Origin of the sequence: Clostridium gelidum (genome assembly GCF_019977655.1) — a bacterium.
Taxonomy (GTDB): domain Bacteria; phylum Bacillota; class Clostridia; order Clostridiales; family Clostridiaceae; genus Clostridium; species Clostridium gelidum.
In genome coordinates, this window is the sequence record NZ_AP024849.1 from 2,346,820 (window position 1) to 2,365,609 (window position 18,790).

15 protein-coding genes and 1 other RNA gene are annotated in these 18,790 nt (G+C 29.5%); 14 read left to right on the plus strand and 2 right to left on the minus strand.

The annotated features are described in order from the left end of the window. Positions 1–173: 173 nt before the first annotated feature. A non-coding RNA gene (gene ssrS, locus psyc5s11_RS10345) (6S RNA) lies at positions 174–365 on the minus strand. A gap of 310 nt (positions 366–675) precedes the next feature. On the opposite strand from ssrS, the gene psyc5s11_RS10350 reads away from it, so the two are divergent. From psyc5s11_RS10350 to psyc5s11_RS10380, 7 genes are all read left to right on the plus strand, one after another. Then, a complete protein-coding gene (locus psyc5s11_RS10350; protein WP_224037500.1) occupies positions 676–1,527 on the plus strand; it encodes a DegV family protein in 852 nt (283 codons plus the stop codon). Between the two features lie 249 nt (positions 1,528–1,776). After that, positions 1,777–2,235: a hypothetical protein gene (locus psyc5s11_RS10355; protein ID WP_224038174.1), complete on the plus strand. Its 459-nt coding sequence runs from the start codon at positions 1,777–1,779 to the stop codon at positions 2,233–2,235. A 586-nt stretch (positions 2,236–2,821) separates the two neighbouring features. Further along, positions 2,822–4,183: an MATE family efflux transporter gene (locus psyc5s11_RS10360; protein WP_224037501.1), complete on the plus strand. Its 1,362-nt coding sequence runs from the start codon at positions 2,822–2,824 to the stop codon at positions 4,181–4,183. 259 nt (positions 4,184–4,442) lie between these two features. Then, a complete protein-coding gene (locus tag psyc5s11_RS10365) occupies positions 4,443–5,771 on the plus strand; it encodes a nucleobase:cation symporter-2 family protein (RefSeq protein ID WP_224037502.1) in 1,329 nt (442 codons plus the stop codon). Positions 5,772–6,062: 291 nt separating this feature from the next. Beyond that, the gene (locus psyc5s11_RS10370) at positions 6,063–6,686 is read left to right on the plus strand and encodes a YkgJ family cysteine cluster protein (protein WP_224037503.1); all 624 of its coding nucleotides are present in this window, start codon (positions 6,063–6,065) and stop codon (positions 6,684–6,686) included. Positions 6,687–6,841: 155 nt separating this feature from the next. Next, positions 6,842–7,180 (plus strand): SoxR reducing system RseC family protein, encoded by a 339-nt coding sequence (locus psyc5s11_RS10375; protein WP_224037504.1) that lies wholly within the window; start codon positions 6,842–6,844, stop codon positions 7,178–7,180. 922 nt (positions 7,181–8,102) lie between these two features. After that, entirely contained in the window at positions 8,103–8,258 is a 156-nt protein-coding gene (locus tag psyc5s11_RS10380; protein WP_224037505.1) for a zinc-ribbon domain-containing protein, read from the plus strand. A gap of 133 nt (positions 8,259–8,391) precedes the next feature. Here the strand turns inward: psyc5s11_RS10380 and psyc5s11_RS10385 are convergent, their stop codons facing one another. Beyond that, positions 8,392–10,617 carry an SPFH domain-containing protein gene (locus psyc5s11_RS10385; protein WP_224037506.1) on the minus strand — a complete coding sequence of 742 codons (2,226 nt, stop codon included), beginning with the start codon at positions 10,615–10,617 and terminating at the stop codon, positions 8,392–8,394. A 457-nt stretch (positions 10,618–11,074) separates the two neighbouring features. Here psyc5s11_RS10385 and psyc5s11_RS10390 point away from each other — a divergent pair, with 457 nt between their 5' ends. The 7 genes from psyc5s11_RS10390 (at position 11,075) to psyc5s11_RS10420 (ending at position 18,331) form a co-directional block, all read left to right on the plus strand. After that, entirely contained in the window at positions 11,075–12,070 is a 996-nt protein-coding gene (locus tag psyc5s11_RS10390) for an asparaginase (RefSeq protein ID WP_224037507.1), read from the plus strand. 94 nt (positions 12,071–12,164) lie between these two features. Beyond that, positions 12,165–13,274, plus strand: coding sequence for a DUF3810 domain-containing protein (locus psyc5s11_RS10395; protein ID WP_224037508.1), 1,110 nt, complete (start codon positions 12,165–12,167; stop codon positions 13,272–13,274). A 447-nt stretch (positions 13,275–13,721) separates the two neighbouring features. Next, the gene (locus psyc5s11_RS10400; protein ID WP_224037509.1) at positions 13,722–14,891 is read left to right on the plus strand and encodes an ABC transporter substrate-binding protein; all 1,170 of its coding nucleotides are present in this window, start codon (positions 13,722–13,724) and stop codon (positions 14,889–14,891) included. An 11-nt stretch (positions 14,892–14,902) separates the two neighbouring features. After that, positions 14,903–15,796: a branched-chain amino acid ABC transporter permease gene (locus psyc5s11_RS10405; protein WP_224037510.1), complete on the plus strand. Its 894-nt coding sequence runs from the start codon at positions 14,903–14,905 to the stop codon at positions 15,794–15,796. Positions 15,797–15,799: 3 nt separating this feature from the next. Next, positions 15,800–16,858 carry a branched-chain amino acid ABC transporter permease gene (locus psyc5s11_RS10410; RefSeq protein ID WP_224037511.1) on the plus strand — a complete coding sequence of 353 codons (1,059 nt, stop codon included), beginning with the start codon at positions 15,800–15,802 and terminating at the stop codon, positions 16,856–16,858. Then, positions 16,858–17,628: an ABC transporter ATP-binding protein gene (locus psyc5s11_RS10415; protein ID WP_224037512.1), complete on the plus strand. Its 771-nt coding sequence runs from the start codon at positions 16,858–16,860 to the stop codon at positions 17,626–17,628. The genes psyc5s11_RS10410 and psyc5s11_RS10415 overlap by 1 nt, the downstream gene beginning before the upstream one ends. Beyond that, positions 17,621–18,331: an ABC transporter ATP-binding protein gene (locus psyc5s11_RS10420; protein WP_224037513.1), complete on the plus strand. Its 711-nt coding sequence runs from the start codon at positions 17,621–17,623 to the stop codon at positions 18,329–18,331. Before psyc5s11_RS10415 ends, psyc5s11_RS10420 begins: the two co-directional genes overlap by 8 nt. The last annotated feature ends 459 nt before the right edge of the window (positions 18,332–18,790 follow it).

Sequence of the window (18,790 nt, forward strand, 5' to 3'; positions counted from 1 at the left end):
TAAAGCTATTAATTTATAGTAGGATATTTACTCAAATTGATAAACTTGTTGCAATGATTATACTTATTTATATTTAAACAAATAGGTGCTTAGAATTTATGCCAATGTATTAATTTAATACTAAAAATAAGCCAATGCTTAATAATACTAAGCATTGACTTGAAATTTCTAAGATAATATCCAAAATACCGGTACTCTAATTTTGACCCCTATCCGTCGATAGGTGGGTGTCCTCACAGATGTTTCAATCGCCTTCAATGCCTGAAAGGACTCACATGAAAGTACATATCTTCATCTAAATATTTGAACTCCCGAAATATAAATGTAGGTTCAAAATAAGAGCTTAACGAATATTTCAGATATTATAATTTACGTATATAAAAGTAATTGTTCTCTTTTTGTGACATCATGATAACATATTTAAAGTTACTAGACAAGAGATATGAGTGTGGTAATGTTTGGAATAGATGCTCATTTTCATCATCCGCTGTAGAAATGCAAAAAAAGTTTAACTATAAATATAGTATCTAAATATTGAACTGGTAAAAGCTCCTAAGTTTATGATATAATTTCATTAATAAGCAGAGTATTTTCATGTACCAAAAGCAATGTAAAATTCATTTGATATGTGAATAGCTACATGAACAATATCGTTCGTTAGAAAAAGGAGAAATTATGGAAAAATTTATTATAGTAACAGAGAGTGGCGCGGACTTACCGTTAGATTTAGCAAAAGCACATCATATTCATGTGCTTCCAATGCACGTAGTGATGGATGATGTGGATTATTTAGATGGTTCGATTCCAGTAACAGATGTATATGATTATTATAAAAGAACAAAAAAGATACCAACAACATCAGCAATAAATCCCAATGAATATGCTTGTTTATTTCAAAAAATAACAGAAGAAAATCCTGGTTGTATTATTATTCATATTAGCTATTCATCTAAAGCATCTTGTACATATCAGAATGCACTCATTGCTTCCGAAGATATGAAAAATATTTATCATGTTGATTCTCTAAATGTTTCTGGCGGTGAAACAGCTATTGTTTTAAAAGCAGTAGAGCTCATAGAAAAACAACCAGATATCGACCCAAAACGTTTGATTGAACAATTGGAGTATTTTGTGTCTATAGCAAGAGTTTCTTTTATACCAGGTAATCTTGAATATCTTAAGGCAGGAGGACGTTTATCTAATGTAGCCTATTTGGGGGCGTCTATTCTTCAGCTGAAACCATTAATTGAAATTGTGGATGGAAAATTAGTTGCAACTCAAAAGTTCCGTGGCGGAATGAAGCGCATTGCTGAAAAATATCTAAATGAATATATTGGTAGACACAATATGGATAAAGAACAAATTATTTTTATATATTCTTTAGGGCTTGAAGAGCACATTAAAGATTATATGGAGAAGGTTGTAAAAGAAAAAGGTTTTAAAAAAATTATATGGGTTCAAACGGGTTGTGTAATTTCAAGTCATAGTGGTCCTGGAGCCATTGGAATAGTAGGATTTAAAAGTTAGAAATAAAAAAGCGGTTAATAACTGTCAATGTGACTAGTTATTGACCGCTTATTTTCATATAGCAAAACTTATAATATTTTTTTATAGTTGCAGATACATCACATGATTAAGAATGATGATTTAAAATTATTAATAAATTGGAATTTAAAAGAATTTAATTATGAACCAATTTACCGTGAGGCGAATAATATAATATGTAGAGTGTTTACTAATGACTATAAAGAGATTATTATGAAGCAGGTGCTTGAAATGGTTAGTGGATTTAATCAAATTAAGTTGGATATAACACGAGGATATTATAAATATATTGGCTCGGGTTCTGGTAGGCAAGTATTCGATATGGAGAATGGATATGTGATTAAAGTGGCAAAAAATAAAGCAGGAATTGCACAAAATAAGGCTGAGTATAAAATTTCATTTGATGATAATTCCGATTTATTTGCAAAAGTTATGAAGATTTCAGATGACTTTAAATTATTGATAATGCAAAAAGCAGATAAAATATATAATATTTTATCTGTATGGACGTATTTCCATGTTACAAGTAAAAGGGAAATGTTTAACTCAAAAGAACTGCAGAATATTAAGAAGAGATATAATTTATTATTGGGGGATTTTGCAAGAAAAAGTAGTTGGGGAATGATTAATGGAAGACCTGTCATTATTGATTATGGTTTTACAAGAGAAGTTAAAAACAAATATTATTGATCTTTTTAGAAATAACGCAGGATACTATATATTAGATCCTGCTATCTTTATATTAGACCTAAATTATAGAGACAGCAGAGTTTCTATACAGAATAAATCTATTGAATAAGATTTATTATCTTTTTATTATTTTGTTAATCATAAATATTAAACACTATATTAAAATTGCTTAAGGCACAATCAAAAAAATAACAAGTCCATCTGCTAGCATATTTTTCATTATTCTTCGTCGGAAGATTGTCCTAATAGACTTGCTATGAGGACACTCTACCTCCTTGCCTAATGAAAAATATGCATAGCATTTTGGACTTGTTATTTTCTTTCATGTGCCTAATTAATAAAAAAATTAAAAGCTCATATATTTTTATAACTATAAAGAGTATAATTTGTATGATTTCCTAAAAAAAATATATGTGCGAAATATACTTTTAATGCAAATTATGTTTTGTATCATGGATTTAAGCGCATTAAAAATAACAGCAAGTATGTGAGTTTATTTTGCATGTTTGACTTTTTTTCTTTAATGTGTATTATGGATTTTATAAATAAAAAATTAGGGAAATTTTTAAGAAAAGGAGAACTTTCAATGACGGTTACTAGAAATTTGACAAAAGGTAAACCGGCGAAGTTAATACTGTTATTTACTATTCCTTTATTAATAGGAAATGTTTTTCAACAGTTCTATAGTATAGCTGATACATTCATTGTTGGACGTACTATAGGAGTTAATGCTTTAGCCGCAGTTGGCTGTACAGGGAGCATAATGTTTTTGATTTTAGGATTTGCTCAAGGTTCAACAGCTGGTCTTTCAATTATCACAGCACAAAAATTTGGTGCAGAGGATACAAAAGGAGTTAAGGAAAGTTATGTTGCTGGAATAACAATTAGTATGATAGTAACTATAGTTCTTACAACTATAAGTACAATTTTTGCTAGGCCTATACTAGTATTAATGAATACACCACCAGAAATTATAGATGATGCATATCGTTTTGTATTCGTCATATTCCTGGGAATAATAGCATCTATGTTTTTCAACTTTTTTTCGAACATAATTCGTGCTTTAGGAGATAGTAAAACACCTTTAGTATATTTAGTAGTTGCTTGTATTTTAAATGTAATTTTGGAGTATGGATTTATTTTAATTTTTAAATTGGGAGTGACAGGGGCTGCATGCGCAACTGTTATAGCTCAAGGTGTTTCTGCTTTATTATGTATGTGGCATATTAAAAAAAACTTACCAATACTTAAATTAAAAAAGAATGACTTGAAAATATCAAAAGAAGTTTTTTTAGAGCATATAAAGATTTCTCTGCCAATGGGGTTTCAAGCATCTATAATAGCAATTGGAGCTATTATATTACAATTTGCACTTAATAGTCTTGGTGCTACGGCTGTAGCTGCATACACTGCTGCTCAAAAAATTGATGCCATTGCAGTACAACCTATGATGTCATTTGGTATAACAATGGCGACTTATACAGCTCAAAATTATGGTGCCAAAAAAATTCATAGGATAAGAGAAGGCGTAAAGCAATGTGCCATTATATCAGTTACATTTAGTATTATAGTAGGACTTATTAATATTTTTGGAGGACATTTTCTTACAGGACTTTTTGTTGGATATGATAAAACAGAAGTTATTTCATTATCACAAATTTATTTGACGTCTAATGGATCATTTTATTTCCTACTTTCATTACTTTTTATATATAGATACACACTTCAAGGCTTGGGACAAAGCTTTATTCCAACAGTAGCAGGTATAATGGAATTGATTATGAGATCATTTGCAGCAATTATATTATCAAAACCATTAGGATTTTTAGGAGTATCTTTATCAAATCCTTTAGCATGGCTGGGAGCGTGCATTCCGTTAATTATTGCATATCACTTTACGTTTAAGCAAATAAATGATGAATATCTAAATAAAGCAGAGCCTTCATAATATAAGTTTACGGAAATACATTAAGAGATTTGGTTAAATATAAGCAACTGTCACTTATTTACGAACTATTTTATAAAAATAAAAAAAAACGTTCGACTTATTGAAAAATTGTGATAAAATAATTAAGTAATATAGCATAATAAATTCACAGAAATAATGTATATTTATAAATTATAAGTTTGAATTATTTATAACTATTTTACATAATTAAATTTTCAAGTATGAAATTATCACAAAAGTTTTAATTAGGAGGTTCGTTATGACACAAAAAGAAATAAAAAAAGAAGATGCGGTAAATGAGATGCTTCCAGTAAGCCAGCTTGCTATTTTGGGATTACAACATGTACTAGCAGCATATGCAGGGGCAGTAGCAGTACCATTAATTATTGGTGGAGCGGTAGGTTTGACACCGGAACAATTGGCATTTTTAGTAGCTGCAGATTTGTTTACTTGTGGTATTGCAACTTTAATACAAGCAATTGGTATAGGCCCACATATTGGTATTAAGTTGCCGGCAATTTTAGGCTGCACCTTTGCAGCAGTTGGTCCATTGATTATTATTGGTAAAAACCTGGGAATGCAAACGGCTTATGGTTCAATAATAGTAGCTGCAATTATAGTTGTACTAGTAGCACCATTATATGGGAAAATACTAAAATTCTTTCCAACTGTTGTAACAGGATCAGTAGTTACAATGATTGGTCTTTCTTTGGTAAATGTTGGAGTTACTAGCATCGGTGGTGGTTCGGGAGCTAAAGATTTCGGAAATATACAAAATCTTTTGTTAGCAGCATTTGTAATGATTGTTGTTCTAATATCTAACAAATTCTTAAAAGGATTTTTTCAAGCTATTTCAGTTTTAAATGGTATTGTTTTAGGAACAATAGTTGCTGGATTTTTAGGAAAAGTAAACTTTTCAGCAGTAGTAGATGCAAAATGGATAAGCATTGTTCATCCATTTAATTTTGGACTACCACAATTTGATTTAGGTTCAATAATTATGATGACCTTTGTTATGTTAACAGTAATGATTGAATCAACAGGTACATTCATTGGAATTAGCAAAGTTTGCGAAAAGGATATTACTGAAAAAGATATTGTACGTGGACTTAGAGCAGAAGGAATTGCAACAATATTAGGAGGTATCTTTAATTCATTCCCATATACAACCTTCAATCAGAACCTAGGGCTTTTGGCTTTAAGTAAAGTAAAAAGTCGTTTTGTTGTTGTTGCGTCTGGTATAATTCTTGTTGCACTAGGATTGATTCCTAAATTTGCAGCTTTAGCTACTATTATTCCTCAGCCTGTTATAGGAGGAGCTACAACTATAATGTTTGCAATGGTTGCAGTTGCAGGTATTCAAATGCTTTCAAATGTAGATTTTAATAATAGCTCAAATATGATGGTGGTTGCTTGTTCTATTGGTATGGGACTTGGAATTACAGCTGTACCAAATTTACTTGATCAAACACCAACAATTTTCAAGTCAATTTTTAGTAGTGGTATAGTTACAGCATCTGTAGTTGCTGTAATTCTTAATGCATTTTTAAACTATGATAATAAAGAAATTGAAAGCGACATAAAATAAATGTTTATAAAGATAAAGTGGTAGTTATTACGATTAAGTAATAAGCGCCACTTTATTTTTTTGTGAAAAAGTGAATACGAAATAAATTATTTCAAAATATGAATGACTACAAACTATAATTATAAATAGTGAAAAATGTGTCACAGCAGTAAATTAATATGAATTAATAACATATTCCAACTTAATATGATATACTGAACCGTACCATAAATAATGTAGATTTTCTTTAGAATATTTATTTTATTTTAGGATTATTAGAAAATGTATATTTTAAAGCTAAGGAGATATAGAATGAAATTATTATTAGATGTTGAAGGTAAAGTAAATTATGATAATATTAATAAAAATACAACAGTTAAAGAGGTATTAGATGCAATTGATATCTTTTTAGATAATAATTCTCTTCCTTGTAATGAATGTGAAGAGAGTTGCTGCAAAAAATCTTGGTCAGTAGAAATAGATAATGTTTGCGTAAATAGATTAAGTGATTGGAAGGATGAAGTAGCTTTAGACTTTGTTCAGGAAAAACTAGTGAAAAAGAGAAACTACTGTAGAGATTTTGATCAGTATGTATTAAATAAGAAAACAGATTGTAATTTTATAACAGAAACAAATTTATGTACTATCTACGAGAATAGACCAATAATATGTAGGCTTTATATTTGTATTGCGAAAAGTTATAGATATAATGTTATTAGAGAACTTATAGGAAGTACATATTTAAAAGCACTTGTCCTTGAAGAAAAAATGAGAAACAAAAGTTTCACTGATAAAACTATTAATAAGTATAAAAGAAATCCAGCGGTTTTTGCTAAAGACTACGATATATCTTTGGAAGAAATATTTAATTATGCTGAAGATGAAGGCTGGCTTGATATTGAAGAAAGAGAAGAGTTATACAAAGAAATAATCTAAAAAAAGAAGGAAAAACGTCATAATATGTAGAATATATTAATCATGAAAGATGTTTTATACATGAAAAGAACAAAAATATTAGTTCCGTTAGATGGTTCTAGAAGAAGTATGCATTTTCTTAACTGGTTAAAAATAAATTACTTATACAATTCTTTATGACAATTTGTAAAAACCTTGAAAGTGACTACAATAGGGAGGTGATTAATCTGAAAATAAAAGATGAACAAATTAAGATTAATAAATCAGGTTCAAAGAGAGAAAGTACCAATATGTTAATGGCTGCTTTTATGATATTTATTTTTCCGATAATATGTATATTTTTAGGAGTATTTATAGGCGGATATATAGGAAAATCTATTGAAGCGTCTATTGAAATTTCACAAATTTTAGGAGGTGTAGTGGCTTTTGCATTATCAATGATAATAATAAAGTTATTTGATAAATATTCTAAAATAGATGAAAATACTGTAAAAATTTATTGGGATGATTTGTAGTAAAAATGAGTATTATTTTTCCAACATTTGATGATGAAGGTAGAAATAGAATTGTTTTAACAGAATAGGATTTTAGTGGAAATTACAATTTAGGTTACACCAAAAAAAAATACATGTTTGTGTTGATTCAATGTAAAATTTTATATAAATAGTTTATATATTATCAGAAAATTCATTGTATTCTGACAATAGTTGTGTTATAATAAAGACAAGAAGAAAGTAATTTCTTCTAGCAATCCTAACCCTATAAAATTAACAAATTAAAGTATAAAAAATTAACAAAAATTAATTTTTAGTTTTTACAGTTTACAGCAAAGGTTAATTAGATACAACAAATAACCAAATGAGAGTTTGATTAGTAATAGATAAAGCGAATTATGACGCAAGTTTAAATTACTAAACACAAATCATCGGAAGGTTTGATTAGTAACCAACATGGCGAGTTAAGACGCAAGATGATATTACTAAATAGAGATTTAAGTTATTTGAGAAATTGATATCTAAAGAAGAGTAGCTAGCATAACTAAACATTTATAATAATAAAATCCAATTAATAAGATAAAAAATCTGCAAAAATAATCGTATAGAAAAAAGGGTGATAAAAATTCAAATAGAACCATTTTCGTTTAGAATAGGGTTAGGATTTGCTTAACCACCAATTAGTTAATATACTTTGACTAATTGGTGGTTTTTATTTCTTTGTAAAAAGTAGTAAACTGTCACTTGTTTAGCTGAAGAAATTAAAAATGTTTAAAATAAGTAATTCAAATACAAAAAATAAAATAGAAAAATGTAGTAATTTAAAATAAAAGATGTTATAATAATTATTGTAATAAAAAAAGTTTTTAATAGAGATGTGCATTTCTCCTTTTAGAGAATTATATGATCGATATTGACTTTAATTTAAAAGGAGGATTTTAATATGGAAGATAAAACTTTAGTATGTAAAGATTGTGGAAATGAATTTGTTTTCACTACTGGAGAACAAGAATTTTACAAGGAAAAAGGATTCGATAACGAACCTGTAAGATGTCCAGATTGTAGAAGAGCTAGAAAACAAGAAAATAACAGAAGATAGTTTTGATTATTTCAAGAGTTATAAGATTTTCTTATAACTCTTTTTTAATAACAAACAACTGGAAACTAAACATAAAGAACCCCTTGAGGCTTATACTTCAAGGGGTTCTTATGAGTAAATATTAAATTGTTGTTTATACTTCTGATTTTTTAGCAGAAATAATATCTTCTTGTTTTGTTACTACTGGTTCCTTAACAGTAATAGTATCTTTTTGTTTAGTTAATACTGATCCGTTAGAACTAGCCATATTAGCTAGAACCATACTCATAATGCCTTCCATTGCATTAGGTGATTTTCCATCAGAGCCACCCATAATTACTGTTTGTGGAACAAGTGGAGATTTACTTATTTTTAGAGCCTCTGCAAAGGCTGTCATGACACTTTGTTGTACTTGTAATTCTGGTCCGCCGTAAGCATCAACCAAAGCCTTAGCTGCAGTACCTTTTGCTAGACCGACCTTTGTTTCTTGTTCTGCTGTAGCATCTGCGACAGCTTTAATATTTAATGCTTGTGCTTTACCAACTGTTTCAAGTTTGAAAGCTTCTGCACTAGCTTGTAATTCCACTTGCTTAGCATTAGCTCCTGCATTTAATTCAGTAGCTTTGGCATTAGCAGCAGCTTCAGCTTCTTTTGTATACCTTGAAGCATCTGCTTCTTGTGTTCTTTTATACTTGTCCGCTTCAGCAAGTTTTTGTGTTTTTAATGCTAACTGTTCAGCAAGTCTTAATTCAGATTTACCCTTGTTATCTGCAACTTCAATATCAATACTTGATTGTGTAAGAGCTGTTTGAGCAGCACTTTTTGCAATTGCTTCATTTAGTTCCCTTTGTTTCTCTGCTGATTTTTGTTTAGCTTCATTAGTTTTAATTTCTTCTAAAGCAACCTGCCTGTCCCTAAGTTGTGCTAAAATAAGTTCAATTCTCTTATCTGCAGCAGATGCAGCTGGTGTACCAATCAATACTTCTTGTAATTCTAAGTCATACAACTTAAACTTTTCTTTCATTTCAGATGAAGCTTGATCTTGAATAGAGCTTCTATCTTGAACCAATTCAATTAATGTCTTAGTTTGTCCTATGTTTTTGAAATAACCTGCTATCATAGGATCAAGTGATTGTTCAATAAGCATTTTAATATCACCAAATCTTTGGATTACTGAAGATGCTTTTCTATAATCAATATTAAATACCACAGTAAGAGGTAAATTTGGTTCAAAAGCATCCTTAGTTATAAGACTTATTTCTTTTAAGTTATCATCTAATTTATGATCTCCAGACTGACCACTAATCCACTTTAATATAACATTAGTAGTAGGAACTGGAACAACTTTTCCTGCATAAGTATTAAAAGCATATTTACCTGGCATCATAGACTCTTTCCAAATACCTTTTTTACCTTGTTCAACAAGTTCTCCATGTGAGTAGCCTGTTCCAGATACATCTTCGCCTTTATCACCAAAATAACTTACAACTACACCAACATATCCTATGTTGATTATACTTTTTGGAACTATATCAACATTTGCAAATAATCTATTGATAAAATAGATACCATCAGTTAATACTTGCATTTGCTTACCTTTTCTACCGTTAGCAGCTAGAAATTTTTCCGGTTCTTGGAAGTTGTTGTGATAAAACTCATTTGTTATACCATCCCCAACTATAGGTGCAATAATAGCACCATTATCTGGAGTTGGTCCTTCATTAATAGTAACGATACCAATAGTGTCTTTGTTTCTTATTGTGTTACCAGACTCATCTTGTTCAATAGTTTTTGTGCTTGCTATAATTACAGGATTAAATCCACTTACCATAAGTAAATCACTTCTCATTGTTTCTATTTGAGCTGATTCATCTTTAGACGTGAATATTGAATGCACTTTATCTTTTGTAATTATAATAAATTGAGCTAAATTAAATGCATAGGTACCTTCACGAAGGATTTGTCTTTGGGGACCCTTTTGTCCGCCATTATTTAAAAATGCAGCTACATCTTGAAAAGATTTGCTATCATTCACGACTTTTCCAAGTGTTTGTCCATCAAAAAGGCTTTCTCCAGATCTTGCAAATACATAGCCTATTTGACCTTGTGGTATGGTAACTAGTCGTATCTTTTTCACTTTATACTTAAATGGTGTCTTAAAATGTACTCCTGCTCTAAGTACTTGTGGCTGATAGCCAGCTTCGCCTTTTAATGCGATTAAACCGTCAGATGGGACAGAACCTTTTAAACTCCACCACTTTTCAACTATACCTACTTCATCTGTTCCGATACTTGTGAATCCTATTCCGTAGAGTAGCAAAAGGAATACGGCAATTCCTATAGCAATGAAAATTAAAATTGATATTGTTCCTGAATCCATAATTTTACCTCCAAAATTTATTGTATTTTGATAAAGATTTTAAATTATATATATAGATATATATAATAGTAGTCTATTACTTTTATGTTTAAATGTAAATATTGGAATAAATCGTAATTATTCACTGTATACGTTACAATTATCAGTTATCTTTTGTTATTGATGAAATGCTTTTGAAATTAAAATATTTTCGAGCTATAAGGAGTGAAAATAAAGGGGCAGTTGTATTAGAATAAAAACGTTTATTAAGAATATGTTTAAACTAGATATAATCAAAGATATACTAAGGTTGTGAAATTGCTAATTTCAGTATATGAAGTTCAATTTAAACAAGTTATATTCAACTGTCTTCTACGAAAAAATATACTTAGAATTATTGATTTAAGTTAAATTATATGAAAGTATGATATAATAAATAAAAAATACTGATGAAACATAGAAAGTGATGATTTATTTTATGAAAAACATATTATTATTAACCACAGGTGGGACAATCGCATCTGAGCCTACTGACAATGGTCTTGCACCATCTATTCAAAGTGACAGCATTTTATCTTTAATTGGTGGTATTGTTTCTAATTATAATATTACAACAAAAGATATTTTTCAGCTTGATAGTTCTAATATACAGCCTGAAGAGTGGAAGATAATTGCAAATAGTATATTTGACAACTGTAAGGATTATGATGGAATCGTAGTTACTCATGGTACTGACACTATGGCATACACATCATCAATTCTTTCATTTATGCTAAAAAATGTACCGATTCCTGTTGTTATAACAGGTTCACAATTGCCACTTCTTAATCCTTTAACGGATGGTATTGAAAATTTAAGATGTGCACTTGCTATGGCAGCTAGTGGTACTAAAGGAATATTTTTAGCTTTTAATCGTAAAGTTATTTTAGGTAGTCGTGCTGTAAAAGTTAGAACTACTGGATTTGATGCATTTGAAAGTGTAAATGCTCCCTATGCAGCAATTATAGATTCAGCAGGATTGCATATAAATAAGGATGTAATAAAACAAGTAAATGGTGTATTTAAACTTGAAGATAATATATGTAAAGATATATTCTTAATAAAGCTAACGCCAGGACTTAATCCTGAAATATTTGATATGCTACTGAATATGAATTATAAAGGAATAATAATAGAGGCATTTGGTGTAGGTGGATTACATTTTATCAGAAGAGACTTAATATCTAAATTAGAAAAAATAGTCCAAAAAGGAATTAGTGTTGTTGTATGTAGTCAATGCCTTTATGAAAGTAGTGATTTTTCAATTTATGAAACTGGAAAATTAGCATTAGAAAAAGGAGTAATTCAAGGACATGACATGACTACAGAAGCTGCTGTTACTAAGCTTATGTGGGCACTTGGAAAAACAAATGATCCTAAAAAGATTAAAGAAATATTTTGTACAAGCTTTGTAGGGGAAGTATCTATAAAGTAAAAGAAGGGAGCGTAGATGGATATCTACGCCCTTTTAATTAAACTAAAAAAATGCTCAATTTTGGGTAGATATAGTGTAAGGAAGAAATAAGAATATGAGTAAGCTAGAGAAAAGAAAAAATAAATTATCATATAAAAATAAGTTAGAAATAAGTGGAGTCTTACTTGGAATTAGTGCTCTTTTATTTGCTATGTCACTATATATAGATGGATTTGCAAACTTGTATCATAAATATATTTATAATACATTAGTTAATACTGTTTCAAGAGGAGTTTCTTTAATTCCTTTTTCTGTATATGAAATAATATTATATGCATTTTTAATATTTATTTTTATAGAAATAATAATTTATATATATTTAGTTTTAAATAAAAAAATTTCATTTAAGGAAATTATAATCGAGTCTACAACTAACCTTCTTATTTATATATCAATATTTATATTTTTAAATATGATAGGGCAAAGTGCAAATTGTTTTAAATCAGATTTTATTACATTAACAGATTTAAAAATTGAAGATAGTTCTGAAGAAAAGTTAATTGTACTTTGTAATGATTTTAAGGATAAACTTAATGAGTTAGATGGAAATATAAAAAAGGATGAAGATGGATTTTTAAAATTAGATAGTGAAGTAAAACAAGAAGGAAGAGACAATATGAAAAATCTGGGTAAGATTTATCCATGTTTGCAAGGCTTTTATCCAAATCCTAAACCATATATTTCTTCTGAGCTAATGTCGTATCAATTATTAGAAGGAGAAACAACGTTCACAATTGAAGCCAATTATAATAATGATATGCCCAAATGGAACATTCCAAGTACAATTTGTCATGAATTAAGTCATATAAGAGGATTTAATAATGAAAATGAAGCAAATTATATAAGTTTTTTAGCATGTATTAATTCTAAAAATTATGAGTATCAATATAGTGGGTATTTGATGGCTTATTCTTATTGTATGAACGATTTACATAAGAGTAATGAAGAAGCTTTTAAAAAAATAAATAATGAACTTTCAAATAATGTGAAAGCGGAATTAAAAAATGATGCATTATATTGGAATAAGTATAGGGGTGGAATATCAAAGCTATATAATAAAGTATATGATGTATTACTAAAAGTTGGAGGCCAAGAAGAAGGTATTAAAAGCTATAACGGGGTTGTGAAATTACTAATTTCAGGATATGAAGTGCAATTTAAATAAGATATATTCAATCATATTTTACGAAAAATATACTTGGAATTATTGAGTTGCTATTTGCTTTTATATGCATAATTTATCAATATGAAAGATAAAATTTTTTATATTGAAATAATAAATGGAATGTACTTAAAAAATTTAAGTGCATTCCATTTTTAAATTCAGATTTTTTTTGTTACATAGAGAAGGAAATACATGTGTCCACCGTAGGTTGACATGCTGAATGATATAAGATAATATATAATAAGTCAATAAGTATCAATTTTCTCTAATAGATTAATAAATTATAAAAGTGAATTACTAATTGACCTTTATAATTTAATATAACAATTAAAAAGGATTATAAAAGCGTTGAAATGCAGTTTTACAAGAGACTATTTGAGATTACATTTTCTATAGGATACTTTTATAGTGCATAAAATTAAACTAAAAATAGGGGGTCTATTTTGTATGAAAAGAAAAATATCTTTGCTTTTGGTGCTAGCTATGTCAACTTCATTAATGCTAGCAGGCTGTAATTCTAAACAAAACACAAAAGCAAATGTAGACAGCGATGTTATAAAAATCGGAGTATTTGAACCCATGACAGGTGCTAATGCAGCTGGAGGCCAACTTGAAGTGGAAGGCGCAAAACTTGCTAATAAAATTTATCCAACAGTTCTTGGTAAAAAAGTAGAATTAGTTTTTGCAGATAATAAATCTGATAAAGTTGAGGCAGCTAGTGCAGCTTCAAACCTTATAGAACAAGAACATGTTAACGCCATTATAGGAAGCTGGGGAAGTGGAAATTCTATGGGAGCTGGAGATGTTGTTATGGATGCAAAGGTTCCAGCAGTTGGAGCATCTTGTACAAATCCTTTAGTAACAGTTGGAAATGATTATTATTTTAGAGTTTGTTTTATAGATCCTTTCCAAGGTAAGGTTATGGCAAAATATGCAGCAGAAAAATTAAAAGCTAAAAAGGTAGCACTTCTTCAAGATGTTTCTAGTGATTATTCAGTTGGATTATGTAAATTTTTTACAGATACATTCGTGAAAATTACTGATGATAAGGATGCTATTGTGGCTAAATCTAAATACAATACAGGAGATCAAGATTTTTCAGCGCAACTTATAAATATAAAGAGTAGTAATCCGGATGTAATATTTGCTCCAGGTAATTTTACAGAAGGAGCCTTAATAGTAAAACAAGCAAGACAGCTTGGAATTACAACTCCTATAATAGGAGGAGATACTTGGGAAACACCAGAGTTTATAGATATAGGTGGCGAGGCAGTAGAAGGAACAGTTTTTTCAACATTCTTTGCAACAGAAACACCTATAACATCAGAATCAAAGGTTTTTCTTGATGCGTATAGAGATGAATATAAAAAGGATCCTTCAGCAGTTACAGCTTTATCTTATGATGCTTATTTAGTAATATTAGATGCAATAAAAAGAGCTGACTCTACAGATCCAGTGAAAATAAGAGATGAAATTGCGAAAACTAAAAACTTTCCTGGTGCTGCTGGGGTAATTACTATAGATGAGAATAACAATGCAGTAAAAGACGCAGTTTTAAAGGTAGTTAAAGATGGTAAATTTACTTATCTTGATACCATAAAACCAGAAGAAAATTAGGAGGAGAAAATATGACTTTAGGTACATTTATGCAACAGTTAGCAAATGGAATTTCAGTTGGAAGTTTATATGCACTTATAGCTATAGGTTATACTATGGTATATGGAATATTAAAACTTATAAACTTCGCTCATGGAGATATATTTATGATGGCTGCTTACTTCGCATTTTTTGGAGTAACTACTTTTGGACTTCCTTGGTATGTTTCATTTATAATAGCTATAATTTTGACAGCAGTTTTAGGAGCTGTAATTGAATTCTTAGCTTATAGACCACTTAGAACGGCACCCAAAATATCTATTTTAATTTCTGCTATTGGTGTTTCATTCTTGCTTGAAAACTTAGCAGTTGTTTTATTTGGAGGAATGCCAAAAGCATTTCCAACGCCCAAAATACTTACAGATGTAGTTGTTATAGGTGGGGTTTCTATTCAAAATCTTACTTTTATAATTCCAGTAGTAACAATAATATTATTGTTTGCTTTACTACATTTAGTCAATAAAACTAATGTTGGTATGGCTATGAGAGCAGCATCTAAAGATGTTGAAACAGCAAGCCTTATGGGTATAAAGGTAAATAGAATAATATCTTTTACTTTTGCTATAGGTTCAATTTTAGCTGGTATAGGATCAATGATGTGGTCTGTTAAATACCCGCAAATAATTGGAACTATGGGAATTATTCCTGGACTTAAGTGCTTTATAGCTGCTGTTATAGGTGGTATAGGTGATATCAAAGGAGCAGTTCTTGGTGGATTTATTCTAGGTATTGGCGAAATTATGTTAGTTGCGGCTCTTCCAGGATTAACTGGATATAGAGATGCGTTTGCTTTCATAGTTTTAATAGTAATACTGCTATTCAAGCCTACAGGAATAATGGGCAAAAATTTAACAGAGAAGGTGTAAAATATGAAGAAGAGAAATAAACTTTTAAATATAGCTCTTATTGCGATTGTATTTTTACTCTTATTAGCTGCAAATAATGGCTTGGACAGTTATAAAATTAGAATTTTAAACTTATGTGCAATATATACAATTTTTGCACTGAGTCTAAATTTGATAAATGGATTTACTGGATTATTTTCACTAGGACATGCTGGTTTTATAGCATTAGGTGCGTATACAACAGCACTTCTTACTATGTCTGAAAAAATAAAAACTCAAAATTTCTTTATGGAAGCTTTAATAGCTCCATTAAACCATTTATCAATTCCATTTCTGCCAGCATTAATTGTGGCAGGGCTCATTTCAGCATTCATAGCATTTTTAATAGGTGCTCCTGCTTTAAGACTTAAAGGTGATTACCTAGCTATTGCAACTTTAGGTTTCGCAGAAATTATAAGAGTAGTTCTTAATAATGTTCAAAATATAACAAATGGAGCTTTAGGCCTCAGAGGTATTCCACATTATACAAATTTATATTGGAGTTTCGGGATAGCGATTGTAACTATAATAATTGTTGCATCTCTAATAAATAGTTCTTACGGAAGAGCTTTAAAAGCTATACGCGAAGATGAAATTGCAGCTGAAAGTATGGGAATAAATTTATTTAAACATAAAACTATAGCATTTGTTATAGGGGCTTTCTTTGCTGGTATAGGTGGGGGTCTACTTGGAAATTTAATGGGTACTATAGATCCTAGTATGTTTAAATTTGTTTTCACATTTAATATACTTCTTATAGTAGTTGTTGGAGGTATGGGAAGTATTACAGGTACAGTAATTGCAGCTTTTATTGTAACAATTGGAGGAGAACTTTTAAGATTCTTGGATATGGAAAAAGTATATAGTTTTGGATTTATAAGTTTTACTGGTATACCTGGACTTAGAATGGTTATTTTTTCGATTTTACTTATGATTATAGTATTGTTCTTTAGGACTGGAATTATGGGAACAAAAGAATTTACATGGAAATCGATATTTAAATATTCAAATAAAAAACCTCTAGACGAAGGAGGGAATAAATAATGGCACTACTAAAAGTAGAAAATGCAACAATGCAATTTGGAGGTCTTACTGCAGTAAAAGATTTCAATCTTGAAATTAATGAAGGTGAAATAGTTTCTTTAATTGGACCTAATGGAGCAGGTAAAACAACTGCTTTTAATATGATAACAAATGTTTATACACCTACAAATGGAAAAATAATTTTTGATAATACAGATATTACTGGAATGAGACAAGATATAATAACTAAAACAGGAATAGCTAGAACTTTTCAAAACATAAGACTTTTTAAAGACTTAAGCGTACTTGATAATGTATTAATTGCAAACCATGTTCATATTAAATCTAATGTTATTGAAGCTACATTAAAGTTATCTAAGTATAGAAGAGAAGAAAAGGAAATGTTTGAAAAATCAATTGCTCTTTTAGAAGAAGTTGGACTTTATGATTTGAAAGATGAAAAGGCTACTTCACTGCCTTATGGAAAACAAAGAAAGCTTGAAATAGCAAGAGCTCTTGCAACGAGTCCAAAGCTTCTTCTTCTGGATGAACCAGCTGCTGGCATGAATCCTACAGAAACAGATGAACTTACAGCTTTTGTTAGAGAAATTAAAGAAAAGTTTAATTTATCTATATTTATGATAGAACATCATATGAATATGGTTATGGGTTTATCAGATAGAATACAAGTTTTTGAATATGGAATTACTATAGCTGAAGGTACGCCTTCTGAAATACAAAATGATAAAAAGGTTATAGATGCATATTTGGGGGTATCAGAAGATGATTAAAATAGATAATTTAGTAGTATCCTATGGTGGAATAGAAGCTTTAAAAGGTGTAAGCTTAGAGGTGCCAAGTGGAAAAATAGTAACTTTAGTTGGAGCTAATGGAGCAGGGAAAAGTACTACATTAAAATCTATAGTAGGTCTTGTTAAACCTAAAAGTGGTACTATAGATTATGAAGGTACGGATTTAACAAAACTTAAGACTGAGGGTATGGTTAAAGAAGGTATAGCATTAGTTCCAGAAGGAAGACGGGTGTTCTCAGACCTTACAGTACTAGAAAATTTAAAAATAGGTGCCTACACGCGAAAAGATAGCAAGGGAATAGCAGAAGATTTAGAAAAAGTATATTCACTTTTTCCAAGGTTAAAAGAAAGAACTTGGCAAGTATCAGGTACCCTTTCTGGTGGAGAGCAACAGATGCTTGCTATAGGAAGAGCACTTATGTCAAGACCTAAATTAATAATGATGGATGAACCTTCTTTAGGGCTTGCGCCTATAATTGTAAAAGAATTATTTGGGATTATAAAGAGAATTAACGAAGAAGGTATGACAGTTCTTCTAATAGAACAAAATGCTAATGCAGCATTAAAAATAGCTGATATAGGTTATATTATGGAAACTGGAAGAATAATATTAACGGGTACAGGTAAGGAATTGCTTAATAATGAAGAAATTAAAAAAGCTTATCTTGGTGAAACATTGTAAAATACAATTTAGTCCTCAATGGGACACTTTAAGTGTAATAGAGTGTATAATAAAATAAATTTATGAATGTTTAAAATATTATTAAATGATAGATTATATTAAGAGTTATAAGATTTTCTTATAACTCTTTTTTAGGTTATATTATTTCCAAGGAAAAATCTTATTGGTTAAAATCTAAGTTTGAGTTAGAATATAGAAAGTTAATGGAGAATAAAAATGAAACAGAAATTAAAAAACATTATTAGAAGTAATTGGTTATTTGCAAATTTATTAAAATCAAAGAAAATGAAAAAAATTATATTATCTTAAACGATGGCACAATTATGAGTACTCCAAAAGATTAAAAGGATCTTAATCATTTAAAAGGTACATTTAAGATTGCCGATTCTATAATTCAGAAAAATTATTTTGGTCATAAATACCCTTAAGAGTTGAAAAATTAAGTTTATAAACTAAGAA